The following is a 23,929-nucleotide window of genomic DNA, read 5'->3' on the forward strand; positions in this document are numbered from 1 at the left end:
ATGGCACCCGATCCCGCTCCGGCGCCGGCACCGCCCGAACCTATCAAGGCGGTGCCGGTCCGGCACCCCTGGCGCTGGGTCCTCGTCGCGGTCCTGGCCGTGCTCACGGCGATGTTCATCCACCTGCTGGTCACCAACGACCGCTTCCAGTGGGCGTTCATCCTCGACAACGCGTTCCGGCCGCCGATCATCGCCGGGCTTCGCGGCACGATCCTGCTGACCATCTTCTCGATGGTCATCGGCGTGGTCCTCGGTGTGCTCATCGCGGTCATGCGCCTGTCGTCGAACCCGGTGCTGCGCGGGGTGGCGTGGATGTACACCTGGATCTTCCGGGCCATGCCCCGGCTGGTCCTCGCCGTGCTCTTCGGCAACCTGGGCATCCTGTGGGCACGGCTGGAGTTCGGTCTGCCGTTCGACACGCAGATCGGCCGGCTCTTCGGCATCGACGACCTGCGCGTGCGCATCTTCGGCGTGGACGCGCCGACGTTCCTGTCCGGCTTCGTCGCCGGCATGCTCGCCCTGGCGCTGTCCGAGGCTGCCTACATGGCGGAGATCGTGCGGGCCGGCATCCAATCGGTCGACCCGGGCCAGGCCGAGGCCGCCGAGGCGCTGGGCATGAGCCGAGGGCAGGTGCTGCGCCGCATCGTGCTGCCGCAGGCGATGCGGCTCATCGTCCCGCCGACGGGCAACGAGACGATCGCGATGCTCAAGGACACCTCGCTGGTGGCGTACACGCCGGTGACCGGTGAGCTGTTCTTCCAGCTGCAGGCGGTCGGCCACCGGACCTTCGTGGTGTTCCCGATGCTCGTCGCGGCGGCCGGCTGGTACATCCTGCTCACCAGCGTGCTGCTCGTCGTCCAGCACTACGTCGAGCGGTACTTCTCCAGGGGGTACAACCGGACCCAGAAGGCCCGCGCGCGCCTTCGTGACCTGGGCGCCGAGACCGGAGGCCGGGTGACGACCGTATGAGTACGGCGATGGTGCGGGCGGAGAACGTCCACAAGTCCTTCGGTCGCCTGGAGGTGCTCAAGGGCATCGACCTGGAGGTGCGGCCGGGCGAGGTGTGCTGCGTGATCGGCCCCTCCGGCTCGGGCAAGTCGACGTTCCTGCGCTGCATCAACCACCTGGAGCGGCTCAACGCCGGCCGGATCTGGGTCGACGGCGAGCTCGTCGGCTTCCGCGAGCGCGGCGGCCGGCTGTACGAGATGCACGACCGGGAGGTGGCGATCCAGCGGCGGAACATCGGCATGGTGTTCCAGCGGTTCAACCTGTTTCCGCACATGACGGTGCTGGAGAACGTCATGGAGGCACCGCTGCGCGTGCGCCGCGAGTCCCGGTCCGAGGTGCGGCAGCGCGCGCTGGCGCTGCTCGACCGCGTCGGGCTGGCGAACAAGGTCGACTCGTACCCGAACCAGCTCTCCGGCGGCCAGCAGCAGCGGGTCGCGATCGCGCGGGCGCTGGCCATGCGCCCGAAGCTCATGCTGTTCGACGAGCCCACGAGCGCGCTGGACCCGGAGCTGGTCGGCGAGGTCCTCGACGTCATGCAGGACCTGGCCCGGGAGGGCATGACCATGGTGGTCGTCACGCATGAGATCGGTTTCGCCCGCGAGGTCGGCGATACGCTGGTCTTCATGGACGGCGGCGTCGTGGTCGAAGCGGGCAACCCGCGCGAGATCATCGCCAGCCCGCAGCACGAGCGGACGAAGGCCTTCCTGGCCAAGGTGCTCTGAGCGCGGCCCGCCGGGCGGCACGGCACCGGCCGCGCCGCCTCGGGAGGGTTTCCGCGGCGCGGGGTCGCGGAAAAATGTCAGAGGGGGCGACTAGAGTCGCCAGGCGTGACGGGTTCGACTGACTCCAGGCTGCTGCTGCTCGACGGGCACTCGCTCGCCTACCGGGCGTTCTTCGCCCTGCCCACGGATAACTTCTCCACCGCCACGGGCCAGGTGACCAACGCCGTCTTCGGCTTCACGTCGATGCTGATCAACATGCTGCGCGACGAGCGGCCCACGCACATCGCCGTGGCCTTCGACGTCTCCCGGCACACGTTCCGGCTGGAGAAGTATGCGGAGTACAAGGCCAACCGGTCCGCCACCCGGCCCGAGTTCTCCGGGCAGGTCGACCTCATCAAGGAAATCCTCAACGCCCTGCGGATCCCTTTCGTGGAGAAGCCGGGCTACGAGGCCGACGACGTGATCGCCACGCTCGCCCGGCATGCCACCGAGCAGGGCTTGCAGACGTCGATCGTCACCGGCGACCGCGACGCGTTCCAGCTGGCCAACGACACCGTCACCGTCCTGTATCTCAAGCGCGGTGTCACCGAGATGGACCGCATGACCCCGGCGAAGGTCGAGGAGCGCTACGGGATCCCGCCGTCGCGGTATCGGGACAAGGCCGCGCTGGTCGGCGAGGACAGCGACAACCTCTCCGGCGTCCCCGGCGTCGGTGACAAGACCGCCGCCAAGTGGATCCTCCAGTTCGGCGGTCTCGACGGGATCATCGCCCGGGTCGACGAGATCAAGGGCAAGGCGGGGGAGAACGTGCGCTCCCACCTCGCCGAGGTCATGCGCAACTACGAGCTCAACCAGCTCGTCGACGACCTCGAGCTGCCCATCGGCCCGCAGGACCTGCGCTGGCACGGCTGGGACCGCGAGGCCGTGCACCAGGTGTTCGACGCGCTGGAGTTCCGGGTGCTGCGCGACCGGTTGTATCAGTATCTCGAAGCCGTCGAGCCCGAGGCCGAGTCCGGCTTCGAGCTGTCCGGCGAGGTGCTGCGCGGCGGCGTCGGGGCCTGGCTCGGCGAGCACGCCCCGCCCGGCATCCGGGTCGGCGTCGCCGTCGCCGGACGGTTCGGCCGCGGCACCGGCTCGCTGACCGGCATCGCGCTCGCCGCCGCCGACGGGCCGGCCGCCTGGTTCGACCCCACCGAGCTCGACGCGGCCGACGACGCCGCCGTCGGCGCGTGGCTCGCCGCCGATGATCGGTTCAAGGTGCTGCACGAGGTGAAGCCGGCCCGGCTCGCGTTCCTGGCGCGCGGCTGGGACCTCAACGGGGTGGCCTCCGACACCGCCCTGGAGGCCTATCTCGCCCGCCCCGACCAGCGCTCCTACGACCTCAACGACCTCGCCCTGCGCTACCTCAAGCGCGAGCTGCGCGTCGACGCGCCCGACAACGGCCAGCTCACCCTTGAGGGGCTGGGCGGTAACACCGGCGAGGCAGAGGAAAACCTGATGCTGCGCGCCCGGGCCACGCTCGACCTCGCCGAGGCCATCGACGAGGAGCTGCACCGCGACGGCGACTCCTCGGCCAGGCTGCTGGCCGAGGTCGAGCTGCCGCTGGTCAACGTGCTCGCGGAGATGGAGCGGGCCGGGATCGCGGCCGACACCGAATATCTCAGCGAGCTGGAGGCGCAGTTCGCGGCCGGGGTGAAGGGCGCGGCGCAGAGCGCCTACGACGTGATCGGGCGCGAGTTCAACCTCGGCTCGCCCAAGCAGCTGCAGGAGATCCTGTTCAACGAGCTCGGGCTGCCGAAGACCAAGAAGATCAAGACGGGCTACACGACCGACGCCGACGCGCTGCAGGGGCTCTTCGCGCAGACGCAGCACCCGCTGCTGGAGCACCTGCTGCGCCACCGGGACGTGGCCAAGCTCAAGACCACCGTCGACGGGCTGCTCAAGTCGATCAGCGACGACGGGCGCATCCACACGACGTATTTCCAGACGGTCGCCGCCACCGGCCGGCTCTCCAGCACCGACCCCAACCTGCAGAACATCCCGATCCGCACCGAGGAGGGGCGGCGCATCCGCCGGGCGTTCGTCGTCGGCGAGGGGTATGAGACGCTGCTGACCGCCGACTACAGCCAGATCGAGATGCGCATCATGGCGCACATGTCGAAGGACGAGGCGCTGATCGAGGCGTTCAACTCCGGCTTCGACTTCCACGCCGCCACCGCCTCGTCGGTGTTCTCGCTCCCCGTCGACGAGGTCGTCCCCGACCAGCGCCGCAAGATCAAGGCGATGAACTACGGCCTGGCCTACGGGCTGTCCTCCTACGGCCTGGGCACCCAGCTCGGCATCAGCCCGGCCGAGGCGACGGTGCTCATGGAGGAGTATTTCGCCACGTTCGGCGGGGTGCGCGACTACCTGCACCAGATCGTCGCCCAGGCGCGCCGCGACGGTTACACCGAGACGGTGCTCGGCCGCCGGCGATACCTGCCGGACCTCAACAGCGACAACCGCCAGCGTCGCGAGATGGCCGGGCGGATGGCGCTCAACGCCCCGATCCAGGGCTCCGCCGCCGACATCATCAAGGTCGCGATGCTGCGCGTCGACGCGGCGCTGCGCTCCAGCGGCCTGCGCTCCCGCATGCTCCTGCAGGTCCACGACGAGCTTCTGTTCGAGGTCGCCCCGGGCGAGCGCGAGGCCGTGGAGGCACTGGTGCGCGAGCAGATGGGTGGCGCCTACCCGCTGGACGTGCCGCTCGGCGTCTCCGTGGGCGTCGGCAGGGACTGGAACGCGGCCGATCACTGACGCGGGCCCCCTGCCCGCCTCCTTTGTCGGCTCTGCCGGGCAGTCGCGGGCCGGTCCGCCGGCGGCGAGTCCGGGCTGGTCCTCGCCGCGTGTGCCGCCGGCTGGTCCTCACGTGTGTGCCGCCGGCTGGTTCTTTCGTCGGGCGCGCCTCGGCTGGCCTTCGCCAGATGTGCGGTTTCGCCTTTGATCACGGAGTGCTCGTGTACCGGGGGGTACGCGAGCACTCCGTGATCATGGCAGCTGGTTCTTGGCCGGGCAGCGGCCGGTCGAGTGGCGCTTCCGGTGGGCTGGTCTCGCCGGCTGGTCGTGCTCGTGTCTTTCGCCGCCTACCCGGTGGCTTCGGCTCCGCTGTTTTCGTGTTTCGGCGGCTCGTTTTCGTGTTTAGGCGGCGGCGGACGCTGAAATTACGGTTTCATGCTGGTTTGGTGGCGACGAATATCGCCGTGCCCGGGAAGATCCGGCCGCGCAGGGGGCTCCATTGGCCCCATGTCTGCTGGTGGTGGTCGGGCCATTCCGGCTCGACGAGGTCGTTGAGCACGAAGCCGGCGGAGACCAGCTCGCGGACGCGGTCGCCCAAGGTGCGGTGCTGCTCGACGTAGGTGGCGATGTGGCGGTCATCCTCCTCGACGTACGCGCGGCGGTCGAAGTAGGAGTGGACCGCGACCAGGCCGCCCTCGCCCGGGTCGTCGAGGAACACCCAGCGCATCGGGTGGGTGACGGAGAAGGCCCAGCGGCCGCCGGGGCGCAGGACCCGGTAGACCTCGCGCATGACGCGGGCGGAGTCGGCCACGAACGGTACGGCGCCGAAGGCCGTGCAGGCGATGTCGAATACGCCCTCGGCGAACGGCAGGGCGCTCGCGTCGGCCTGCAGGAGGGGCACCTCGACACCCGATCGAGTGACGCCGTCGCGGGCGTGCCGGAGCATGCCGGCCGACAGGTCGGACGCCACGACGTCCGCGCCCTGGGTCTTGAGCCAGCGCGAGCAGGACGCGGCACCGCAGCCGATCTCGAGCACGCGCTTGCCGGCCACGTCGCCGAGCAGGTGGGCGTCGGCCTCGCGCAGCCCCTCCGGGCACCACACGAAGTCCACGTCGCCCAGGAAGGGACCGTGTTCCTCCTGGTAGGCGTCGGCGTCGTCGTCCCACCATCGCCGGCTGGCCCGGCGGCTCTCGGCGGGACTCACGGCACGTCGTGTGACGCCTGCGTCAGGTGACGATTCCATGGGGAGCAACGGTAGGCCCTGGCAAAGTCGGCAGATCGGGTCTGGGGGAGGGTTGGACCATGTGGTATTGCGCAGGGTAGGCTGATCGGTGCACTCGTGGGTTTGTGCGCCTCGGCATGGGGCAGGCTCACGGTCGCCGAACACATCCTGAGCTTCCAATGCACTGATCCTGCACTGCGACAGGCGGGTTGTGCCCGGCGACGGGTCCGCGGGAGCGCGCAGGTTCACCAGGCAAATCCACCGACCGGAGCAACAGCCCACATGACGAGCAGCATCGAGGCCACCTCGAGCGCCAGCAGCAACAAGGTCACCATCGACGACATCGGTTCTGAGGAGGCTTTCCTCGCCGCGATCGACGAGACCATCAAGTACTTCAATGACGGCGACATCGTCGAAGGTACCGTCGTCAAGGTCGATCGGGACGAGGTCCTGCTCGACATCGGCTACAAGACCGAGGGTGTCATCCCCTCGCGCGAGCTGTCGATCAAGCATGATGTCGACCCTGCTGAGGTCGTGTCGGTCGGTGACCACATCGAGGCCCTGGTTCTCCAGAAGGAGGACAAGGAAGGCCGCCTGATCCTGTCGAAGAAGCGTGCGCAGTACGAGCGCGCGTGGGGCACGATCGAGAAGATCAAGGAGGACGACGGCGTCGTCCGCGGCTCGGTCATCGAGGTCGTCAAGGGTGGCCTGATCCTCGACATCGGCCTGCGTGGCTTCCTGCCCGCCTCCCTGGTCGAGATGCGTCGGGTGCGCGACCTGCAGCCCTATGTGGGCCGTGAGCTCGAGGCGAAGATCATCGAGCTCGACAAGAACCGCAACAACGTGGTTCTGTCGCGGCGTGCCTACCTCGAGCAGACCCAGTCCGAGGTCCGCACCGAGTTCCTGCACAAGCTGCAGAAGGGCCAGGTCCGCAAGGGCGTCGTGTCCTCGATCGTCAACTTCGGTGCGTTCGTCGACCTCGGTGGTGTCGACGGCCTGGTTCACGTCTCCGAGCTGTCCTGGAAGCACATCGATCACCCGTCCGAGGTGGTCGAGGTCGGCCAGGAGGTGGAGGTCGAGGTCCTCGACGTCGACCTGGACCGTGAGCGCGTCTCCCTGTCGCTGAAGGCGACCCAGGAGGACCCGTGGCGGCAGTTCGCCCGGACCCACGCGATCCAGCAGATCGTGCCGGGCAAGGTCACCAAGCTCGTCCCGTTCGGCGCGTTCGTCCGGGTCGACGACGGCATCGAGGGCCTGGTGCACATCTCCGAGCTGGCCGAGCGCCACGTGGAGATCCCGGAGCAGGTCGTCCAGGTCGGCTCCGACGTCATGGTCAAGGTCATCGACATCGACCTGGAGCGGCGCCGGATCTCGCTGTCGCTCAAGCAGGCCAACGAGGGCTTCGTCGAGGGCGAGGAGCACTTCGACCCAACCCTCTACGGCATGTCGGCCACCTACGACGAGCAGGGCAACTACATCTACCCGGAGGGCTTCGACCCGGAGACCGCCGAGTGGATGCCCGGCTTCGAGAAGCAGCGGGAGGCGTGGGAGCAGCAGTACGCTGAGGCCCGCCAGCGCTGGGAGGCCCACACCAAGCAGGTGCAGACCGCCCGCCAGGCCGACGCCACCGCCGAGCCGGCCGCGGCCGCCCCGGCCACGGGCTCGGTGTCCACGTCGACCCCGACCGCGGCCCGCGCGCCGGAGGAGCCCTCGGGCACCCTGGCCACGGACGAGGCCCTGGCCGCCCTGCGCGAGAAGCTCGCCGGCGGCAAGAGCTGACACCAGCATCGCCATAGCGAAAAGCCCCGGCCCGCAAGGGTCCGGGGCTTTTCCCTTTCCCCGCCGCCCCTCGCCCTCGCCGGCGCCGATCGCCCCCGTGGTGGGCGGCGTGGCCGCGATGCGGCTGCGGTGCGGGCTGGGGTCGCGACGAGTGGCGGCCCTGGGCTCCGGCGCGGGGTGAGGCTATCCGCAGTGGCAGCGTGGCCGCGGCGCGGCGTCGGCCGGCTTCGGTGCGGCTGGACAGCGCGTTGACCAGCGGTGGGCCGCGGTGTTGGGGTTTGGGTCGAGACGAGCGGCGGGGCTGCGCGCATTGGCGAAACACCCGTATGTGCGTGGTTTCGCCGGACGCACACCCCAACCGCCCCGGCACCTGAGGGCGGCCGGAGGCGGCCGAGTGTGCGGATCCCTGGCGCTGGCGTGGCCCTGGTGGCCGCGCGGCGGGTGCGGTGCGCAGTTACTTCACGCCGGCTACGTCCATGGCTCGCAGTTCCTTCTTCAGTTCGGCTACCTCGTCGCGGATGCGGGCGGCCAGCTCGAACTGCAGCTCGCGGGCGGCGGACAGCATCTGCTCGTTCAGGTCCTGGATCAGGGTGGCGAGCTCGGCGCGAGCCATGCCTGCGCGGGTAGGGGCGGACTGGGCGCCGGCCGTGGCTGCCGCGCCCTTGGTGCCGCCGCCCTTCTGGCGGGCGCGGGTGCCCTCCGGGGACTTGCCGCGGCTCATCTGGCGGCCGCCGCCGATGACGACGGCGCCGCCCGGGCCGTGGCCGCTCACGGCGCCGGCCGTGTCCTCGGCCTCCCGGTAGATGTCGTCGAGGATGTCGCCCAGCTTCTTGCGCAGGGGCTGCGGGTCGATGCCGTTGGCCTTGTTGTACGCGACCTGCTTGTCGCGCCGGCGGTTGGTCTCGTCGATCGCCTTGGCCATTGACGGGGTCATCTTGTCCGCATACATGTGGACCTGACCGGAGACGTTGCGCGCCGCACGGCCGATGGTCTGGATGAGGCTGGTGCCCGAGCGCAGGAAGCCCTCCTTGTCCGCATCGAGGATCGCCACCAGGCTCACCTCGGGCAGGTCGAGGCCCTCGCGGAGCAGGTTGATGCCCACGAGCACGTCGAACTCGCCGCGGCGCAGCTCCCGCAGCAGCTCCACCCGGCGCAGCGTGTCGACCTCCGAGTGCAGGTAGCGGACCCGGATGCCGTGCTCGAGGAGGTAGTCGGTGAGGTCTTCGGCCATCTTCTTGGTCAGCGTGGTGACCAGGACCCGCTCGTCGCGCTCGGTGCGCAGCTTGATCTCGTGCATGAGGTCGTCGATCTGGCCCTTGGTCGGCTTGAGCACGATCTCCGGGTCGATCAGGCCGGTCGGCCGGATCACCTGCTCGACGAACTCGCCTTGGGTCTTGTCCAACTCCCACGGGCCGGGCGTGGCCGACAGATACACCGTCTGGCCGACTCGCTCCTCGAATTCGTCGAAGCGCAGCGGGCGGTTGTCCTGCGCGCTGGGCAGCCGGAAGCCGTGCTCGACGAGCGTGCGCTTGCGGGAGGCGTCCCCCTCATACATCCCGCCGATCTGCGGCACGGTGGCATGCGACTCGTCGATGACGGTCAGGAAGTCGTCGGGGAAGTAGTCGAGCAGGCAGTGCGGCGGGCTGCCGGCCTCCCGGCCGTCGATGTGGCGGGAGTAGTTCTCGATGCCGTTGCAGAACCCGACCTGCCGCATCATCTCGATGTCGTAGGTGGTGCGCATCCGCAGGCGCTGCGCCTCGAGCAGCTTGCCCTCCCGGTCGAGCTCGGCGAGCCGCTCCTCCAGCTCCGCTTCGATGGCGGCGATGGCCCGCTCCATGCGCTCGGGGCCGGCCGCGTAGTGCGTCGCGGGGAAGATCATCAGGGATTCGGTCTGGCGGATCTCGTCGCCGGTGAGCGGGTGCAGATAGGACAGGCGCTCGACCTCGTCGCCGAAGAACTCGATGCGGATCGCGAGCTCCTCGTAGGCCGGGATGATCTCCAGCGTGTCGCCGCGAACCCGGAACGTGCCTCGGTTGAACGCCAGGTCGTTGCGTGTGTACTGGATGTCGACCAGGCGCCGCAGCAGCTTGTCGCGCTCGATCTCCTCGCCGACGCTGACCTTCGCGGCCCGGTCCAGGTATTCCTCCGGCGTGCCCAGACCGTAGATCGCCGACACGGTCGCGACCACGATGACGTCGCGGCGGGTCAGCAGGCTCATCGTCGCCGAGTGCCGCAGCCGCTCGACCTCCTCGTTGATCGACGAGTCCTTCTCGATGTAGGTGTCGGTCTGCGGAATGTAGGCCTCGGGCTGGTAGTAGTCGTAGTAGCTGACGAAATACTCCACCGCGTTGTGCGGCATCAGATCGCGGAACTCCTTGGCCAGCTGCGCGGCCAGGGTCTTGTTGTGGGCGAGCACCAGCGTCGGGCGCTGCAGCCGCTCCACCAGCCAGGCCGTGGTCGCGCTCTTGCCGGTGCCGGTCGCGCCGAGCAGCACGGTGTGCCGGTCGCCGGTCCGCACCCGCTTGGCGAGCGCGTCGATCGCCGTGGGCTGGTCGCCGGAGGGCTTGTACTCGCTGACCACCTCGAAACGGCGGTCCAAGCGTGGGATGTCGAGCGCCATGACCCCAACCGTACGCGGGGGGTATGACACTTTTCCGGGTCCTCGCCCTGGGTGCTCGATCGTATTCAGCTTGACGATTGTGTGGGAAACATCACCGGTCTACCGTAGACGTCGTAGGCCGCTCGCGGCGGCCGACCGGAGAGCAGGCCGGCCCATCACGCCGGCCCTCCCGGCGCCCGGTTGCAGCCCCGGCCCGTCACGGCCGGCGAGCGCACCGAGGACGGATCGCGCGCAGCGCGCGACCGGCCGCCGCGAGCGCCTATGGTCTGAAGCCACACCAGCGCGTGGGGAACCACCCGAACCAGACGACGGACAGCACGCAGAGCGTGCATCACGAGGTACAACTGGCGGAAAATCGCGTCAGGCGGACCTGATGCGCTCCCACGCGGCCGCGACGGCCCGGTCCAGCTCCTCCGGCGTCCCGTCGTTGTCGATCGCGATGTCCGCGACCGCCCGGCGCTGTTCGTCGGTCGCCTGCTTGGCGATCCGCGCCATCGCCTCGTCCCGGCTCATTCCGCGCAGTCGCGTCAACCGGTCCAGCCTTGTCTCAAGCGCGGCGAAGACGACGATGACCAGCTCGTACAGGCCGGCCATGCCCTTCTCCACGATCAGCGGCACGTCGTTGACCACGACCGCGTCGCCGGGCGCCGCCGCGATGAGCTCGGCCGTGCGTTCTCGTACCAGCGGATGCGTGATCTCCTCCAGCCGCCGGCGGGCGTCGTCGTCGGCGAAGACCACCCGCGCCAGCGCGGCTCGGTCGAGGGAGCCGTCGGCGGCGAGCACCGACGGGCCGAACGCCTCGACGACCCGGGCCAGCCCCTCCGTTCCGGGCGCGACCACCTCCCGGGCCAGCCGGTCGGCGTCGACGATCACCGCGCCGAGCGCCGCCAACCGGGCCGCGACCGCGCTCTTGCCGGCGCCGATGCCGCCGGTCAGCCCAACCATCTTCATCAGGCAATCACACCGGAAGGTGAACCGGGCGCCCGCGCCGGGGTACTGCGGCGTGGTCAGCACGGATTGCAAGGTTTGTCAAGATATCTTCCGACTCTCGTGAGATCCCGCGGCCTGGGGCCTGGCGCGCCGCGACTGGGCAGGCTTCATGTCGCACGGTAGCGCTCCGGCAGCGGAAGGTCGCCGTCTCGCGCCGCGCGGCAGTGCCGCATGCGCACGAGACGGCGACCGGCCGCCGAGGCGATGGCGTTCCTCGCCACGGCGGCCGTGCTGGGCATACTCGCCGTGAGCGGCCGGTATACGGCCGCTGGCGCCACCGCGCTCATGCGGATGCTGGCACGCTGAGAGGGCCCTTTCTGCCGTGGCGCAAGCCGTGACGGTCAGCGATACTCTGCCGGGCAACTGCACATCTGCCAGGACCAGAAGGACGTGCTGCATGGAGCCGGGACACCCCCCACGGCAGGACCCGCCGACGGAGCACAGCCACGACCAGGTGAACGGTTCGCCACCCCGGCCCCCGAGCCGGCGCGGCTGGATGTCCGACTCACCGCTGGACGGGGGGTCCGGCTGGCCGACGTCGGCATATGCGGTCGTGCCGCGCCAGCCAGCCGCGCCGGTGGAAGAGGCCGCGCCGGCCCCGCCGCCGGCGCATGAGCCGGAAGCCGTGGCGCGCACCTCGCGGAAGGGGCGCATCGCCGTCCTGCTCGTCGGGCTGGTCGTCCTGGTCATCGCGGTCGCCGGTGGGGTGCTGGCGACGCGCGACGACTCCGCGAAGGACGGCACCGGCGCCGCCACGCAGTCGGAGGGCGCGACGACGGGGAAGTCGGCCGTGCCCGTGACCGACCCGGCCGCGATGCCGAGCGGCAGCGCCGAGGGCGGCGGCGTGGGTGGCGCCTCCGCGACCGCCGGCACCAGCGCGGAGCCGAGCGGCTCGGCGAGCGGCGCCGCGACGGGCCCGAGCGCGGGCGCCTCCACGCCCCCGGCCGCGCCGCTGGCCACCGGCGTCCTGCGCGCCGGGACGGCGCAGCTCGCCGTCCTGGCCGGGCGGCCCGACGAGGCGTATGACTTCGACAGCGGCAGCAAGCGGGCCGCCGGCGCGGACGTGACGGCCGGTGTCATCGGCCTGTCCGCCGTCAACGGTGCCAGGTTCGCGGTGCTGCTCACCGCCGACACCCCGTCGCTTTCCACCTGCTCGGCGGTGCCGGCGGGGCAGTGGACCGGCCAGGTGGTCCTGGCGAGCCTCCTGCCGAACTCGAAGGTCTGCGTGCGCACCAGCGAGGATCGGTATGCCTGGTTCATGACCCGCGCAGGCGAGGCGGTCAACGGCGCTGTCTACTCCGCGAACCTGGACTTCATCGTCTACAAGAAGGCCGGCGAATAGGGCTTGACCGACTAGGGCTCGACGTCGGTGAAGTGCTCCACGCGAGGCGCGCCGTCGAAGTACGGGCCGATGAGCCCGCGCCACTGGGTGAAGCGCTCGGTGGCCCGGAAGTTGTCCAGGTGCGCCTCCACCGAGTCCCACTCGACGAGCAGCACGAAGCGCGACGCGCTCTCGATGCCCCGGGTCATGCGCACCGAGCGCAGGCCGGGGGTGGTGGCGAGGATCTCGTAGGCCTTGCGGTACGCGGCGGCGAACTCGTCCTCGCGGCCTTCCTGCACGTCGATCAGAGCGACTTCCAGAACCATCCGATAAGGATAGGTCGTGCTCGACCGGCGGGCCTCCGAGGCCTGCCACGCCCTCCGGGGCGCGACTCGGCCTTCGGGGCGCGACTCGCCCGCGCCACTCGGCCCGGCGGCGATCCGCTGGCCGAGGGGTTCGATCTTGCGTCGCCGCTGCTCCCGGCCGGAGCACCCCGGAATTGTCGGGGGGTGCTGCTAACGTCCCGGCCATGACGATCGGCGGCAATATCACCTCGTTCGCGGGCCTTCCCGTGCGGCGCTTCGAGCCCGGCCCGGCGGGCCGCCGCGACGCCCGCCGGGCCGGCCAGGACGTCGCGTGGCGCATCGGCGTCGACTACGGCGACGGCGAGGAGCGGTTCGCCGCCACGCTGGATGCGCTGCTCGACGCGGTCGGCGGCGCGACGGTGCGGGCGCTGGTGATCGGGTCGTGGGGCGAGCCGCAATCCGATGGGCCGCCGCTGCGCCTGCTGATCGCCGCGCGGGACCGGCTGCCCAACCTGCGGGCGCTGTTCGTGGGCGAGATGACCTACGAGGAGTGCGAGATCTCGTGGATCAACCAGGGTGAGTACGCGCCGCTGCTGGGCGCGTTCCCGGCCCTGGAGGTGCTGCACATCCGCGGCGCCGACGGGCTGCGGCTCGCCCCGGTGCGCCACCGGCGGCTGCGCGAGCTGAGCGTGCAGAGCGGCGGCCTGCCGGCCGCGTTCGTCCGTGGCCTCCGCGACTCGTCGTTGCCGGCCCTGGAGGACCTCGAGCTGTGGCTGGGCGTGCGGGAGTACGGCGCCGACGCCACGGTCGAGGACTTCACGCCGATCCTGTCCGGCGCGGAGCTGCCCGCGCTGCGCCGCCTCGCCCTGCGCAACGCCGAGATCGCCGACCAGCTCGCGGAGGCGCTCGCCGTGGCGCCCGTCGTGGCCCGGCTGCGCAGCCTGGACCTGTCGATGGGCGCGCTGTCCGACGCCGGCGCCGAGGCGCTGCTGCTCGGCCAGCCGCTGACCCACCTGCGCTCGCTGGACCTGTCGCACCACTTCATGTCCGAGGACGTCGCCGCGCGGTTTCAGCAGGAGCTGCCCGGAGTCGCCGTCGACGTCTCCGACGAGCAGGAGGCCGAGGAGGACGGCTTCCGATACGTGTCGGTCACGGAGTGAGCATCATGACGACGCCGATGACGGTGGTCGGGGTCCGCGGCCACCAGCGGGTGGCGCTGTTCCGCGCCGCCGCCGTCGCGGCCGGGCTGCCCGAGCCCGCCTTCGTCGACTGGCGCGACGTATGCGCCGACCGGTTCGACATCGCGCCCGGCTCGACGGTCCGGCTGGAGTCGCCGGGCGAGGACGCCGAGGTCGACCGGCTGCTGCGCGGCGCCGACCGCCCGGCCGAGCACGGCGAGATCGTCGGCCTCGCCGCCTGGTATGCCGGCTTTCTCGAGGCGGCCCGGCGGGTGCGGCGCCGCGCGAGCGGCTCGCTGCTGCCGTCGGTCGGCGACCTGGCGGTCATGTTCGACAAGCGCCGCTGCCACGCGCTGCTGCGCGATCGGGGCGTGCCGGTGCCCGACGGCTTCGCCGCGCGGGACTACGAGCAGGTCCGCGCGGCCGGTTGGGGCCGGGTGTTCGTCAAACCGGCCCATGGCAGTTCGGCGTCGGGGGTGGTGGCCCTGGCCCTCGGCCCGGGCCGGGTGAGCGCCTACACCTCGGCGGCGCTGGACGGCGGCCGGCTGTTCAACGAGCTGCGGGTCCACCACTACACCGACGAGCGGCACGTCGCCGCGATCGTCGACCGGCTCGGCGCCGACGGGCTGCACGTCGAGCGATGGTTGCCGAAGGCGGCGCACGAGGGGCGGGTGTTCGACCTGCGGGTGGTCGTCATCGCCGGGCGGGCGAGCCACGTGGTGGCGCGCACCAGCCGGTCCCCGCTGACCAACCTGCACCTGGGTAACGCCCGCGGCGACCTGGCCGCGATCCGGGCCGCGGCGGGACAGCGGCGGTGGGCGGAGGCGATGGAGACCTGCGAGCGGGCCGCGGCCTGCTTCCCGGACAGCCTGCACGCCGGGGTCGACCTGATGTTCGCGCCGGGCTTCGGCTCGCACGCGGTGGCGGAGGTCAACGCGTTCGGCGACCTGCTGCCCGGCCTGCTCGTCGACGGGCGGGACACGTATGCGGCCGAGGTCGCGGCGCTTACGGCGGCGGTGGTCGCATGAGGTCGCTGCTCGGCAGCCACGACCTGCTGTTCGTCACCCTCGACACGCTGCGCTACGACGTGGCCGCCGACCTGCTCGCCCGCGGCCGCACGCCCAATCTGGCCCGGGTGCTGCCCGGCGGGGTGTGGGAGCGGCGGCACACCCCGGCGTCGTTCACCTACGCGGCCCATCACGCGTTCTTCGGCGGGTTCCTGCCCACGCCCGCCGCGCCGGGGCCGCACGAGCGGCCGTTCGCGGCGCATTTCCCGGGCAGCACCACCGTCGGCGCCGACACCTGGGTGTTCGACGCGCCGGACATGGTCACCGGCCTGCGCGCCGAGGGTTACCACACGATCTGCCTCGGCGGCGTCGGGTTCTTCGCGATGACCTCGGCGCAGGGCAAGGTCCTGCCGGGGCTGTTCGACGAGGCGCACTGGGAGGAGGCGTTCGGCGTGACCGACCCGGCATGCTTCGAGGCGCAGCTGGAGCGGCTGGCGCGGGTGCTGCCGCCGGCAGCTGGAGCCCTGCCGGTGTTCACGTTCGTCAACGTCGCCGCGATGCACCAGCCGAACCGGCACTACCTGCCCGGCGCGGTGCGGGACTGTCTGGCCTCGCACGGGGCGGCGCTGGAATACGTCGATCGGCACCTGCCGACGCTGCTGCACCTCGTCGCGTCGCGCGGCCGCCCGTGCCGCGTGATCCTCTGCAGCGACCACGGCACCGCCTACGGCGAGGATGGCCACACCGGGCACCGCTTCGCGCACGACGTCGTGTGGACCGTGCCGTATGCGGAGTTCACGCTGGAGGCCGGCGCATGGTGAAGCTCGGCTCGCCGTATCAGGGATACCTCTACGCCTATCCGCACAAGACCGCCTACCGGCCGCTCGACCCGCGGCCCCGCCTCGCCGACGTGTGGGCCGGGGAGGACACGGGCGCGCTGTTCCTCTACGCGCACGTGCCGTATTGCGAGATGCGCTGCGGTTTCTGCAACCTGTTCACGCGGGCCAATCCGCCCGAGGGACAGGTCGCCGCCTACCTGGCGCAGTTGCGCCGGCAGGCCCGCCGGGTCGCGGCCGCCGTCCCCGGCGCCCGCTACGCGCGGGCGGCGATCGGGGGCGGCACTCCGACGCACCTGAGCGCCGGCCAGTTGACCGAGCTGTTCGACCTGCTCGAGGACGCCACCGGCGCCGACCTGCGGGCCGTGCCGATGTCGGTGGAGACGTCGCCGGCCACCGCGACCGCCGAACGGCTCGCGGTGCTGGTCGAGCGGGGCGCCACCCGGATCAGCATCGGCGTGCAGAGCTTCCTCGACGCCGAGGCGCACGCCGCCGGCCGCCCGCAGCGGCGCGCCGAGGTCGACCGGGCGCTCGCCGCGATCCGCGCCGCTGGGGAGGCCGACCTCAACCTCGATCTCATCTACGGCATCCCGGGTCAGACCCGCGAGACCTGGGAGGCGTCGCTCACCGCCGCGCTGCGGTGGCGTCCCGAGGAGTTGTACCTCTACCCGCTGTACGTGCGGCCGATGACCGGGCTCGGCCGGCGCGCCGACGGCGGCGGAGACCCGCTGTGGGACGCGCAGCGGCTCGAGCTCTACCGCCACGCCGCCGCCCGGCTCGCCGGCGCCGGCTATGAGCAGCTGTCGATGCGGCAGTTCCGGCGCCGCGACACGGCGAGCGTCGAGCCGGCACCGGACGGGACCGGGTATTGCTGCCAGGACGACGGCATGGTCGGCCTCGGGTGCGGCGCCCGCTCGTACTCTTCGGCGCTGCACTACTCGTTCGACTACGCCGTCGGCGTGCGGCAGGTGCGCGGCATCCTCGAGGACTACCTGTCCCGGCCGGAGGGGGACTTCGACGTGGCCGAGGTCGGCTTCGCCCTCGACGGCGCCGAGCAGCGCCGTCGCTGGCTGCTCAAGTCGCTGCTGCGCGCCGAGGGGCTCGACGCCCATCGGTATCTGGCCCGGTTCGGCACCGCGGTCGACGACGACTTCCCGGCCCTGGCCCGGCTGCGCGACGCCGGCTATCTCGACGGGCACCGCCTCACCGCCGAGGGGCTCGCGCACTCCGACGCGATCGGGCCCTGGCTGATCTCCGCCGGTGTCCGCGCCGCCATGGCCGGGCACGTGACGCGATGAGGATGCTGTATCGGGGGCCGCTCGCGAGCTGCAACTACGACTGCCCGTATTGCCCGTTCGCCAAGCGCCGCGACCCGCCGGAGCGGCTGCGCGCCGACCGGGCCGCCCTGTCGCGGTTCGTCGCCTGGGTGCGGGACGAGTCGGCGGCGGTGGCCCGCGCACCGGTCGAGGTGCTGTTCACCCCGTGGGGGGAGGGACTCACCCGGTCGTGGTATCGCGACGCCCTCGTCGAGCTGTCCCGGATGCCGCACGTCGGCCGGGCGGCGATCCAGACCAACCTGTCCGCCCGCCTCGGCTGGGTCGCTGCCGCGGACCCGGCGAAGCTGGCGCTGTGGTGCACCTACCATCCGGGTCAGACGAGCCTCGAGCGCTTCCTGGCGGCGTGCGCGACCCTGCACCGCCACGGGATCCGCCACTCCGTGGGGATCGTCGGCCTGCCGGAGCACCTCGGCGACGCGGCCGCCCTCCGCAGGGGCCTGCCCCCCGAGGTGTACCTCTGGGTGAACGCCGCCGACGGCCACGCGTATACGGCCGCGGAGGAGGCGGTGTGGACCGCGATCGACCCGCTGTTCGGCTACAGCGTGCGACCGCACGAGTCGCTGGGCCGCGACTGCCGCACCGGCGACGACGTGATCTCGGTGCTGGGCGACGGCACGGTGCGCCGCTGCCACTTCGTGCCGGAGCCGCTGGGCAACCTGTACGACGGGTCGTGGACGGCTCGCCGCGGCGCCCGGCCCTGTCCCAACGTCAGCTGCGACTGTCACATCGGCTACGTCCACCTGCGCACGCTGCCGCTGTACGCCGTCTTCGCCGGCGGCGTGCTGGAGCGAATCCCGCACGATCGTCCACTGTGGTCGGTCCCGGCGGCCGCGCTCGCGGCTACCTCGGCGGGTCCCGGCCGATGAAGGCGAGCAGCTTCGTCTGTGGGTCGGCGTCCTCGGGCGCCTCGGCCCGTGCCGGCCCGCTGGAGCGCGGCAGGGCGTCCATCGGCAGCTTGCCCTCCGGCATCGTCGTGCACCGCCGCGGTCCAGGCGCCCGTCCTGGCCGGTGACCCGGGCGAGGTCCCACGTGTGCAGGAACACATCGGAGGTGGAGAAGGTCGCGATCGCGGCCGGTAGCGGCAGGGCGCCGGTGTGGGGGTCGGTCAACCTGACGGCGACGGCCCAGGCGTGCGTCTGCCAGGCCTCGACCGGGCCGGCGTCGAGGGGCGGCACGGCAGACGGCTCGACGCCGGCGCCGGAGCGCAGGAAGCCGGACAATCACTCGACCAGATGGCGCACCACGTCGCGGGCCGTCCAGCCGGCGCGGGGCGGGGCGGGGCGGGGCGGGGCGGGGCCTTCCAGCCGGTGGCGCCCCGCACGAGCTCGGTGCAGCGGGCGGCGGTGGTGCGGTGGTCGCCGGCGGGCGTGGCCGACTGGGCCTCCTCTGCGGACGGGTGCGACGCGGCGAGGGGCCATACTTGTCGCATGAGTTACTTGATCGCGTTCGCGTCGCGGCGGCTGGTGGAGGACGAGTCGCTGACCCCCGGATACGTGTACCACGACCCGGAGGACGCCACGTTGCCGCCCGCCCCCGACGGGCGCCGGGCCAGCGGCTGGAATCTGCTCGTCGGGGACGAGACCGACGAGCAGCTGGCCGACGCGGGGGAGCTGCTCATGCCCGACCTGGAGTGGCTCGTCGAGCGCTACCCGGCGTTCGGAAAGATCGTCAGCGCCGGCTCCGAGGGGCGGCAGTTCGAGTGGGACGCCGACGCCGGCCGTTACACCGACGTGGGCCCCTCGACGTTCGACGATCAGTAGTTGCCGGCGCGGCTGTGGTCCATCAGGTAGAGCACGTTCTGGACGTAGGTGCCGTTGGGGAAGGTGCCCATGCCGGGCTCAACGCCGCCCGTGCCCCAGTTGTAGGCTGAAATGACCGGTTTGAGGAGTTCCGGATTCAACGCGTCGTAACTGGGCGTTGTGCCGTGCTGCGTGGCGATCCTGTCACCGTAGTACGCGATGAGCCAGGCGAGGTAGTTCGCGCCGAGCATCACGTTGTCGGACGGTTTCGTGCGGTCCCAGGTGGTGCCGAAGCGGAAGTTCACGGACCCCTGGGTGTTCGGCATGATCTGCATGAGGCCCAGGCCGCCGTCGCAGGCCTTGATGTCGGACTGCCAGCCGCTCTCCTGCTCGGCGATCGCGTACAGCAGCCGCTTCGGCACGAGGATGTCCGCATACTCCACCTTGGTCTTGGTGCCCCAGAAGTGGGTGGCCGCCGCCTTGTCCAGGTAGCCCTTGACGGTCGTCTTCGGCAGCTGGTTGGGGCCCTTGCTCGGGGCGCAGCCGGGCGGGGTCGAGTGGTTCGGCGCCGGTGCCTGCGCCACCTCGGTCGCCTTCGGCTTCTTCGACGGTGACGGGGCCTGGCTGGGCGGTGCCGAGGACGTCTCGGCGAGCGCGGCCGGCGCCTCGGTCGTCGGCGGCGCGAAGGTCGACGCGATCGGCGTCGACGGGCTGCCCTTCGGTGCGCTCGCCGTCGGCGCCCGCTCGTGGCCGACGCCCTTGAGTAGCGTCGCCATCACCCCGCAGCCGACCAGGACCACGGCCATCGCGCTGGTGAGCAGGATCACGCCGAGCCGTCGCCTGGAGCGCGGTTGTTCGAACTCCGCGGCGTCATCTTCTTCGTAGAAGATGTCGTTCTCCTCGTGGAAGTCGCGGCTCATCGATATCAGTCTCCTCCCCGTGCCCATCAGGCTAGCCGTATGAGGAGACGCTCGCAGCCCCCCGAATCGATGACACGGCTCGTCAGGTCACATCGGCCGTAGCGGGGCACGGGCGGCGGAGGGTCCCTGGAACAATGGGGACATGCAGACCCGTTCAGACCTCCGCAACGTGGCCATCATCGCCCACGTCGACCACGGCAAGACCACTCTCGTCGACGCGATGTTGCGGCAGGCCGGCGTGTTCCATGCCCGCGCCGAGCTCACCGACCGGGTCATGGACTCCATGGACCTCGAGCGCGAGAAGGGCATCACCATTCTCGCCAAGAACACGGCCGTGCGCTACGTCCCGCAGGACGGCGGTGAGCCGGTGACGATCAACATCATCGACACGCCGGGCCACGCCGACTTCGGCGGCGAGGTCGAGCGCGGCCTGACCATGGTCGACGGCGTCGTGCTGCTGGTCGACGCGAGCGAGGGGCCGCTGCCGCAGACCCGGTTCGTGCTGCGCAAGGCGCTCAAGGCCCGGATGCCGATCATCCTGGTGATCAACAAGGTCGACCGGCCCGACGCGCGGATCAAGGAGGTCGTGGACGAGACGTATGAGCTGTTCCTCGACCTCGACGCCGACGAGGAGCAGATCGAGTTCCCGATCGTCTATGCCTGCGCCCGCGACGGCATCGCGTCGCTGTCCCAGCCCAAGGACGGCACCGTGCCCGAGGACAGCGACAACCTGCAGCCGCTGTTCCGCACCCTGCTCGACACCATTCCGGCGCCCGCCTACGACGAGGACGCTCCGCTGCAGGCCCACGTGACCAACCTCGACGCGTCGCCGTTCCTGGGCCGCCTGGCGCTGTGCCGGGTGCGGCAGGGCACGATCCGCAAGGGGCACACGGTCACCTGGTGCCGCGAAGACGGGGCGCAGACCAGCGTGCGGATCTCCGAGTTGCTGATGACCGAGGGGCTGGAGCGCAAGCCGGCCGAGCAGGCCGGGCCGGGGGATATCATCGCCGTGGCCGGCATCGCCGACATCATGATCGGTGACACGCTCGCCGACGCGGAGAACCCGGTGCCACTGCCGCGCATCACGGTCGACGAGCCGGCCATCTCGATGACCATCGGCACCAACACCTCCCCCCTATCCGGGAAGGTCAAGGGCGCGAAGGTCACCGCCCGGCTGGTCAAGGAGCGCCTCGAGCGCGAGCTCGTCGGCAACGTGTCGCTGCGGGTGCTGCCGACCGAGCGCCCCGACGCCTGGGAGGTGCAGGGCCGCGGCGAGCTGGCCCTGGCGATCCTGGTGGAGCAGATGCGCCGCGAGGGCTACGAGCTGACCATCGGCAAGCCGCAGGTGGTCACCCGGGAGATCAACGGCAAGATCCACGAGCCGACCGAGCGGCTCACGATCGACGCCCCGGAGGAGTATCTCGGCGCGATCACCCAGCTGCTGGCCACCCGCAAGGGCCGCATGGAGCAGATGGTCAACCACGGCACCGGCTGGATCCGCATGGAGTGGCTGGTCCCGGCGCGTGGCCTGATCGGCTTCCGCACCGAGTTCCTCACCGACACCCGCGGCACCGGCATCCTGCACCACGTCTTCGAGTCCTACGAGCCGTGGTATGGCGAGCTGCGCACTCGCGCCACCGGCTCGCTCGTCGCCGACCGTTCTGGCGTGGCCACGCCGTTCGCGATGATGAACCTGCAGGAGCGCGGATCGATGTTCATCGAGCCGGCGACCGAGGTGTACGAGGGCATGATCGTCGGGGAGAACTCCCGCGCCGACGACATGGACGTCAACATCACCAAGGAGAAGAAGCTCACCAACATGCGCTCGTCCGCGTCCGATGAGACCGAGAGGCTGATCCCCCCGCGGAAGCTGTCGCTGGAGCAGGCGCTCGAGTTCTGCCGCGAGGACGAGTGTGTGGAGATCACGCCCGAGGCGGTCCGCATCCGCAAGGTCATGCTCGACCAGAAGGACCGCGAGCGCGTGGCCCGCAAGCGGGCACACGCCTGAGGATCAGTCAGCAGGGGGTCGCTGGCCGGGCGGCTCCGCCGCGGCGTAGCGGCCGGACTCCATCGACCAGTCCACGTTGCCGCGGATCCAGTGGACCAGGTCGGCGATGCCGATGACGGCTGTGCGGTCGTCCCAGTAGCGGGTCTCGAGCCGGTCGCGGGCGACCTGAAACTCGAGCATCCGCTCGTCGTGTTCGGCGACGGCGGCGGCGACCGCGTCCGGCAGCGGTAGCCGCCGCTCGCGCTCGAACGCGAAGACGATGTTGTGGTGGTCGCCGATCGCGGCCTCCTTCGGCCACGAGATCAGGTCGTTGAAGATCCCGATGACCGTGCCGGCGGCCCGCCGCGCCGTGACGAAGTCGGGGTCGTCGAGCAGCGGCTGCGGCAGCTCGATGCCGTGCATCGGCTCGATCAGGTCGAAGAACATGTCGGTGGCCGCGCTGTGGTGGCGCATCCGGCGATACTCCTCCAGCAGCGGCGGGCGGTCCGCGGCCCGGTTGCCGGCCTCCCACAGCGTGCTGGCCAGATAGTCCGCGACGTGCGCGACGAAGCGCTCCCGCCACGCCGGGCCGACCCGCGGCTCGGTGCGCCGCCACACCTCGCCCAGCGCGCTGGCGAGCGGCCGGCCGATCGTGGTGAACAGGATCGGCGCCGGCTGCTGGTCGCGCAGCAGGCGCACGACCTCGGTGACCGCGGCCTGGGCGGGCTCGGGGTCGCGCACCAGGGCGCGCTCCAGCAGGTCGTCGAGGACGAAGATGCTGATCAGCCAGGCGGTGGCCAGGCGCAGCTCGGGCTCGCCGGCGTCCGGGTGCGCCCGGGCCATCAGGTTGGCGAACCGGGCCCGCGCGAAGGCCGCGCGGGCCCCGGGCCGGTCGAGCAGGCCGTGCCTGGTCGCCCAGTGCAGCGACCAGCGCTGCACGGCGTCGGCGTGCGGTGAGATCCGCGGCGCGAACGGGCACAACACCGCCGGGGTCGCAAGTTGGCCCCGCTGTGTCATTTCGTGCAAGATGCATCACCTGCCCGGCCGTGGTACCTCATACTCGCGCTGATTCACGCTCAGCGCGAGCCCCGACACGGCATTAGGACGGGTTGTGAGTTTTGTCGGGTTGTGCGGTCCCTGCACGCGCATCACGCTTCGACTTGACCAGCGAAGCGATGGTCGTGATTGCGAGGGTGCCGATGATGACGGCCAAAGACAGCTCGATGCCGATGTGTGGAGCCCACTCGACGGGCTCGCCGCCGTTGACGAACGGCAGGTTGTTGTCGGCCAGCGCCTCCAGGAACAGCTTCACGCCGATGAAGCCGAGCACCACGCTGAGGCCGATCGACAGGTACACCAGCCGGTCCAGCAGGCCCCCGATCAGGAAGTACAGCTGGCGCAGCCCCATCAGCGCGAACACGTTCGCGGTGAACACCAGGTAGGGCTCGGAGGTCAGGCCGAAGATCGCCGGGATCGAGTCGAGCGCGAAGATGAGGTCCGTGGTGCCGATCGCGATGAGCACCACGATCATCGGCGTCATGTGCAGGCGGCCCCGCTCGTCACGCGCCGTGAGCCGCGACTCCTGGTACTGCGCGGTCATCGGCAGCACCCGGCGCGACCACCGGATCAGCGCGTTCTCCTTGAAGTCGCCCGCATCGCTCTCGCGCTGCATGGCGAGCTTGACCGCGGTGTAGATCAGGAACACGCTGAAGATGTAGAACACCCATGAGAACCGGCTGATCGCCGCGGATCCGACCGCGATGAACCCGCCGCGCATGACCAGCGCGAGCACGATGCCGATCAGCAGGACCTTCTGCTGGTACTGCCGCGGCACCTTGAACCGCGACAGGATGATCACGAATACGAACAGGTTGTCGACGGACAGGCTGTATTCGGTCAGCCACCCGGCGTAGAACTCGCCGGCGTACTTGCCGCCCCACTCCAGCAGGACGAACAGTCCGAACGCGAGCGCGAGCCCGACGTACACCGTCACCCAGATTGTCGACTCTTTGATGGACGGCTCGTGCGGGCGGCGGGCCACGATCGCGAGATCGAACAGCAGAATGGCGCCCAGACCGATGAGAGTCGTCGTCCAGATCCAGCCGGCAACGTCCACGTGCAGAAACCTCCGGTAGGCACACCACAGACCGCGCCGACCCGCAGGGGCGCGCGGACTATGCAGT

The 23,929-nt window shown here is 70.9% G+C and carries 20 protein-coding genes and 1 pseudogene; 13 read left to right on the forward strand and 8 right to left on the reverse strand.

Annotation, left to right across the window (positions count from 1 at the left end; genetic code table 11):
- The 3 genes from AB0367_RS25495 (at position 1) to polA (ending at position 4,526) form a co-directional block, all read left to right on the forward strand.
- The gene (locus AB0367_RS25495; RefSeq protein ID WP_366228928.1) at positions 1-969 is read left to right on the forward strand and encodes an amino acid ABC transporter permease; all 969 of its coding nucleotides are present in this window, start codon (positions 1-3) and stop codon (positions 967-969) included.
- The gene (locus tag AB0367_RS25500) at positions 966-1,730 is read left to right on the forward strand and encodes an amino acid ABC transporter ATP-binding protein (RefSeq protein ID WP_366228929.1); all 765 of its coding nucleotides are present in this window, start codon (positions 966-968) and stop codon (positions 1,728-1,730) included. Before AB0367_RS25495 ends, AB0367_RS25500 begins: the two co-directional genes overlap by 4 nt.
- 105 nt (positions 1,731-1,835) lie before the next feature.
- On the forward strand, positions 1,836-4,526 hold the full coding sequence (polA, locus tag AB0367_RS25505) for a DNA polymerase I (protein ID WP_366228930.1): 2,691 nt from the start codon (positions 1,836-1,838) through the stop codon (positions 4,524-4,526).
- Positions 4,527-4,938: 412 nt separating this feature from the next.
- Here polA and AB0367_RS25510 read toward each other — a convergent pair whose 3' ends face one another.
- The gene (locus AB0367_RS25510) at positions 4,939-5,748 is read right to left on the reverse strand and encodes a class I SAM-dependent methyltransferase (RefSeq protein WP_366228931.1); all 810 of its coding nucleotides are present in this window, start codon (positions 5,746-5,748) and stop codon (positions 4,939-4,941) included.
- Positions 5,749-6,009: 261 nt separating this feature from the next.
- On the opposite strand from AB0367_RS25510, the gene rpsA reads away from it, so the two are divergent.
- Complete coding sequence (gene rpsA / locus AB0367_RS25515) at positions 6,010-7,506, forward strand: 30S ribosomal protein S1 (protein WP_350552708.1); 1,497 nt, start codon at positions 6,010-6,012, stop codon at positions 7,504-7,506.
- 454 nt (positions 7,507-7,960) lie between these two features.
- Here rpsA and uvrB read toward each other — a convergent pair whose 3' ends face one another.
- The gene (gene uvrB, locus AB0367_RS25520; protein ID WP_366228932.1) at positions 7,961-10,126 is read right to left on the reverse strand and encodes an excinuclease ABC subunit UvrB; all 2,166 of its coding nucleotides are present in this window, start codon (positions 10,124-10,126) and stop codon (positions 7,961-7,963) included.
- Between the two features lie 381 nt (positions 10,127-10,507).
- Positions 10,508-11,077 (reverse strand): annotated as a pseudogene (gene coaE / locus AB0367_RS25525) (dephospho-CoA kinase); the annotation flags it as partial.
- Between the two features lie 210 nt (positions 11,078-11,287).
- On the opposite strand from coaE, the gene AB0367_RS25530 reads away from it, so the two are divergent.
- On the forward strand, positions 11,288-11,422 hold the full coding sequence (locus tag AB0367_RS25530) for a hypothetical protein (protein WP_366228933.1): 135 nt from the start codon (positions 11,288-11,290) through the stop codon (positions 11,420-11,422).
- 91 nt (positions 11,423-11,513) lie between these two features.
- Positions 11,514-12,458 (forward strand): hypothetical protein, encoded by a 945-nt coding sequence (locus tag AB0367_RS25535; RefSeq protein ID WP_366228934.1) that lies wholly within the window; start codon positions 11,514-11,516, stop codon positions 12,456-12,458.
- An 11-nt stretch (positions 12,459-12,469) separates the two neighbouring features.
- On the opposite strand, the gene AB0367_RS25540 is transcribed toward AB0367_RS25535, so the two are convergent.
- Positions 12,470-12,763, reverse strand: a complete 294-nt coding sequence (locus AB0367_RS25540) for an antibiotic biosynthesis monooxygenase (RefSeq protein WP_366228935.1) — start codon at positions 12,761-12,763, stop codon at positions 12,470-12,472.
- Between the two features lie 203 nt (positions 12,764-12,966).
- Here AB0367_RS25540 and AB0367_RS25545 point away from each other — a divergent pair, with 203 nt between their 5' ends.
- From AB0367_RS25545 to AB0367_RS25565, 5 genes are read left to right on the forward strand one after another with little or no spacing between them, the layout of a single operon-like run.
- A complete protein-coding gene (locus tag AB0367_RS25545) occupies positions 12,967-13,902 on the forward strand; it encodes an STM4015 family protein (protein WP_366228936.1) in 936 nt (311 codons plus the stop codon).
- 5 nt (positions 13,903-13,907) lie between these two features.
- Positions 13,908-14,948 (forward strand): STM4014 family protein, encoded by a 1,041-nt coding sequence (locus tag AB0367_RS25550; RefSeq protein WP_366228937.1) that lies wholly within the window; start codon positions 13,908-13,910, stop codon positions 14,946-14,948.
- Positions 14,945-15,748, forward strand: coding sequence for an STM4013/SEN3800 family hydrolase (locus tag AB0367_RS25555; protein ID WP_366228938.1), 804 nt, complete (start codon positions 14,945-14,947; stop codon positions 15,746-15,748). The genes AB0367_RS25550 and AB0367_RS25555 overlap by 4 nt, the downstream gene beginning before the upstream one ends.
- Positions 15,742-17,061: an STM4012 family radical SAM protein gene (locus AB0367_RS25560; RefSeq protein ID WP_366228939.1), complete on the forward strand. Its 1,320-nt coding sequence runs from the start codon at positions 15,742-15,744 to the stop codon at positions 17,059-17,061. Before AB0367_RS25555 ends, AB0367_RS25560 begins: the two co-directional genes overlap by 7 nt.
- A complete protein-coding gene (locus AB0367_RS25565; protein WP_366228940.1) occupies positions 17,058-17,966 on the forward strand; it encodes an STM4011 family radical SAM protein in 909 nt (302 codons plus the stop codon). Before AB0367_RS25560 ends, AB0367_RS25565 begins: the two co-directional genes overlap by 4 nt.
- Here the strand turns inward: AB0367_RS25565 and AB0367_RS25570 are convergent.
- Positions 17,941-18,069, reverse strand: a complete 129-nt coding sequence (locus tag AB0367_RS25570) for a hypothetical protein (protein WP_366228941.1) — start codon at positions 18,067-18,069, stop codon at positions 17,941-17,943. The two genes, AB0367_RS25565 and AB0367_RS25570, sit on opposite strands and share 26 nt — an antisense overlap.
- Positions 18,070-18,527: 458 nt before the next feature.
- Between AB0367_RS25570 and AB0367_RS25575 the strand changes: the two genes are divergently transcribed.
- Positions 18,528-18,860, forward strand: a complete 333-nt coding sequence (locus tag AB0367_RS25575; RefSeq protein WP_366228942.1) for a hypothetical protein — start codon at positions 18,528-18,530, stop codon at positions 18,858-18,860.
- On the opposite strand, the gene AB0367_RS25580 is transcribed toward AB0367_RS25575, so the two are convergent.
- Entirely contained in the window at positions 18,854-19,759 is a 906-nt protein-coding gene (locus AB0367_RS25580) for a transglycosylase SLT domain-containing protein (RefSeq protein ID WP_366228943.1), read from the reverse strand. The two genes, AB0367_RS25575 and AB0367_RS25580, sit on opposite strands and share 7 nt — an antisense overlap.
- Before the next feature lie 142 nt (positions 19,760-19,901).
- On the opposite strand from AB0367_RS25580, the gene typA reads away from it, so the two are divergent.
- Complete coding sequence (gene typA / locus AB0367_RS25585) at positions 19,902-21,767, forward strand: translational GTPase TypA (protein ID WP_366228945.1); 1,866 nt, start codon at positions 19,902-19,904, stop codon at positions 21,765-21,767.
- A gap of 3 nt (positions 21,768-21,770) precedes the next feature.
- Here the strand turns inward: typA and AB0367_RS25590 are convergent, their stop codons facing one another.
- Together AB0367_RS25590 and AB0367_RS25595 are read right to left on the reverse strand one after the other, a co-directional pair.
- Complete coding sequence (locus AB0367_RS25590) at positions 21,771-22,763, reverse strand: hypothetical protein (RefSeq protein WP_366228946.1); 993 nt, start codon at positions 22,761-22,763, stop codon at positions 21,771-21,773.
- Between the two features lie 82 nt (positions 22,764-22,845).
- A complete protein-coding gene (locus tag AB0367_RS25595) occupies positions 22,846-23,862 on the reverse strand; it encodes a TerC family protein (protein WP_366228947.1) in 1,017 nt (338 codons plus the stop codon).
- Positions 23,863-23,929: the final 67 nt, after the last annotated feature.

The organism is Dactylosporangium sp. NPDC051484 (assembly GCF_040689395.1).
In the GTDB taxonomy this organism is placed as follows: Bacteria; Actinomycetota; Actinomycetes; order Mycobacteriales; family Micromonosporaceae; genus Dactylosporangium.

Coding starts and splice junctions, on each gene's coding strand:
- AB0367_RS25575 (WP_366228942.1), top strand. CDS start 18,528: ATGAGTTACTTGATCGCGTTCGCGTCGCGGCGGCTGGTGGAGGACGAG.
- typA (WP_366228945.1), top strand. CDS start 19,902: ATGCAGACCCGTTCAGACCTCCGCAACGTGGCCATCATCGCCCACGTC.
- AB0367_RS25550 (WP_366228937.1), top strand. CDS start 13,908: ATGACGACGCCGATGACGGTGGTCGGGGTCCGCGGCCACCAGCGGGTG.
- AB0367_RS25555 (WP_366228938.1), top strand. CDS start 14,945: ATGAGGTCGCTGCTCGGCAGCCACGACCTGCTGTTCGTCACCCTCGAC.
- AB0367_RS25510 (WP_366228931.1), bottom strand. CDS start 5,748: ATGGAATCGTCACCTGACGCAGGCGTCACACGACGTGCCGTGAGTCCC.
- uvrB (WP_366228932.1), bottom strand. CDS start 10,126: ATGGCGCTCGACATCCCACGCTTGGACCGCCGTTTCGAGGTGGTCAGC.
- AB0367_RS25540 (WP_366228935.1), bottom strand. CDS start 12,763: ATGGTTCTGGAAGTCGCTCTGATCGACGTGCAGGAAGGCCGCGAGGAC.
- AB0367_RS25535 (WP_366228934.1), top strand. CDS start 11,514: ATGGAGCCGGGACACCCCCCACGGCAGGACCCGCCGACGGAGCACAGC.
- AB0367_RS25570 (WP_366228941.1), bottom strand. CDS start 18,069: ATGCCGGAGGGCAAGCTGCCGATGGACGCCCTGCCGCGCTCCAGCGGG.
- AB0367_RS25530 (WP_366228933.1), top strand. CDS start 11,288: ATGCGCACGAGACGGCGACCGGCCGCCGAGGCGATGGCGTTCCTCGCC.
- AB0367_RS25495 (WP_366228928.1), top strand. CDS start 1: ATGGCACCCGATCCCGCTCCGGCGCCGGCACCGCCCGAACCTATCAAG.
- AB0367_RS25565 (WP_366228940.1), top strand. CDS start 17,058: ATGAGGATGCTGTATCGGGGGCCGCTCGCGAGCTGCAACTACGACTGC.
- AB0367_RS25500 (WP_366228929.1), top strand. CDS start 966: ATGAGTACGGCGATGGTGCGGGCGGAGAACGTCCACAAGTCCTTCGGT.
- AB0367_RS25590 (WP_366228946.1), bottom strand. CDS start 22,763: ATGACACAGCGGGGCCAACTTGCGACCCCGGCGGTGTTGTGCCCGTTC.
- rpsA (WP_350552708.1), top strand. CDS start 6,010: ATGACGAGCAGCATCGAGGCCACCTCGAGCGCCAGCAGCAACAAGGTC.
- AB0367_RS25560 (WP_366228939.1), top strand. CDS start 15,742: ATGGTGAAGCTCGGCTCGCCGTATCAGGGATACCTCTACGCCTATCCG.
- AB0367_RS25580 (WP_366228943.1), bottom strand. CDS start 19,759: ATGAGCCGCGACTTCCACGAGGAGAACGACATCTTCTACGAAGAAGAT.
- AB0367_RS25545 (WP_366228936.1), top strand. CDS start 12,967: ATGACGATCGGCGGCAATATCACCTCGTTCGCGGGCCTTCCCGTGCGG.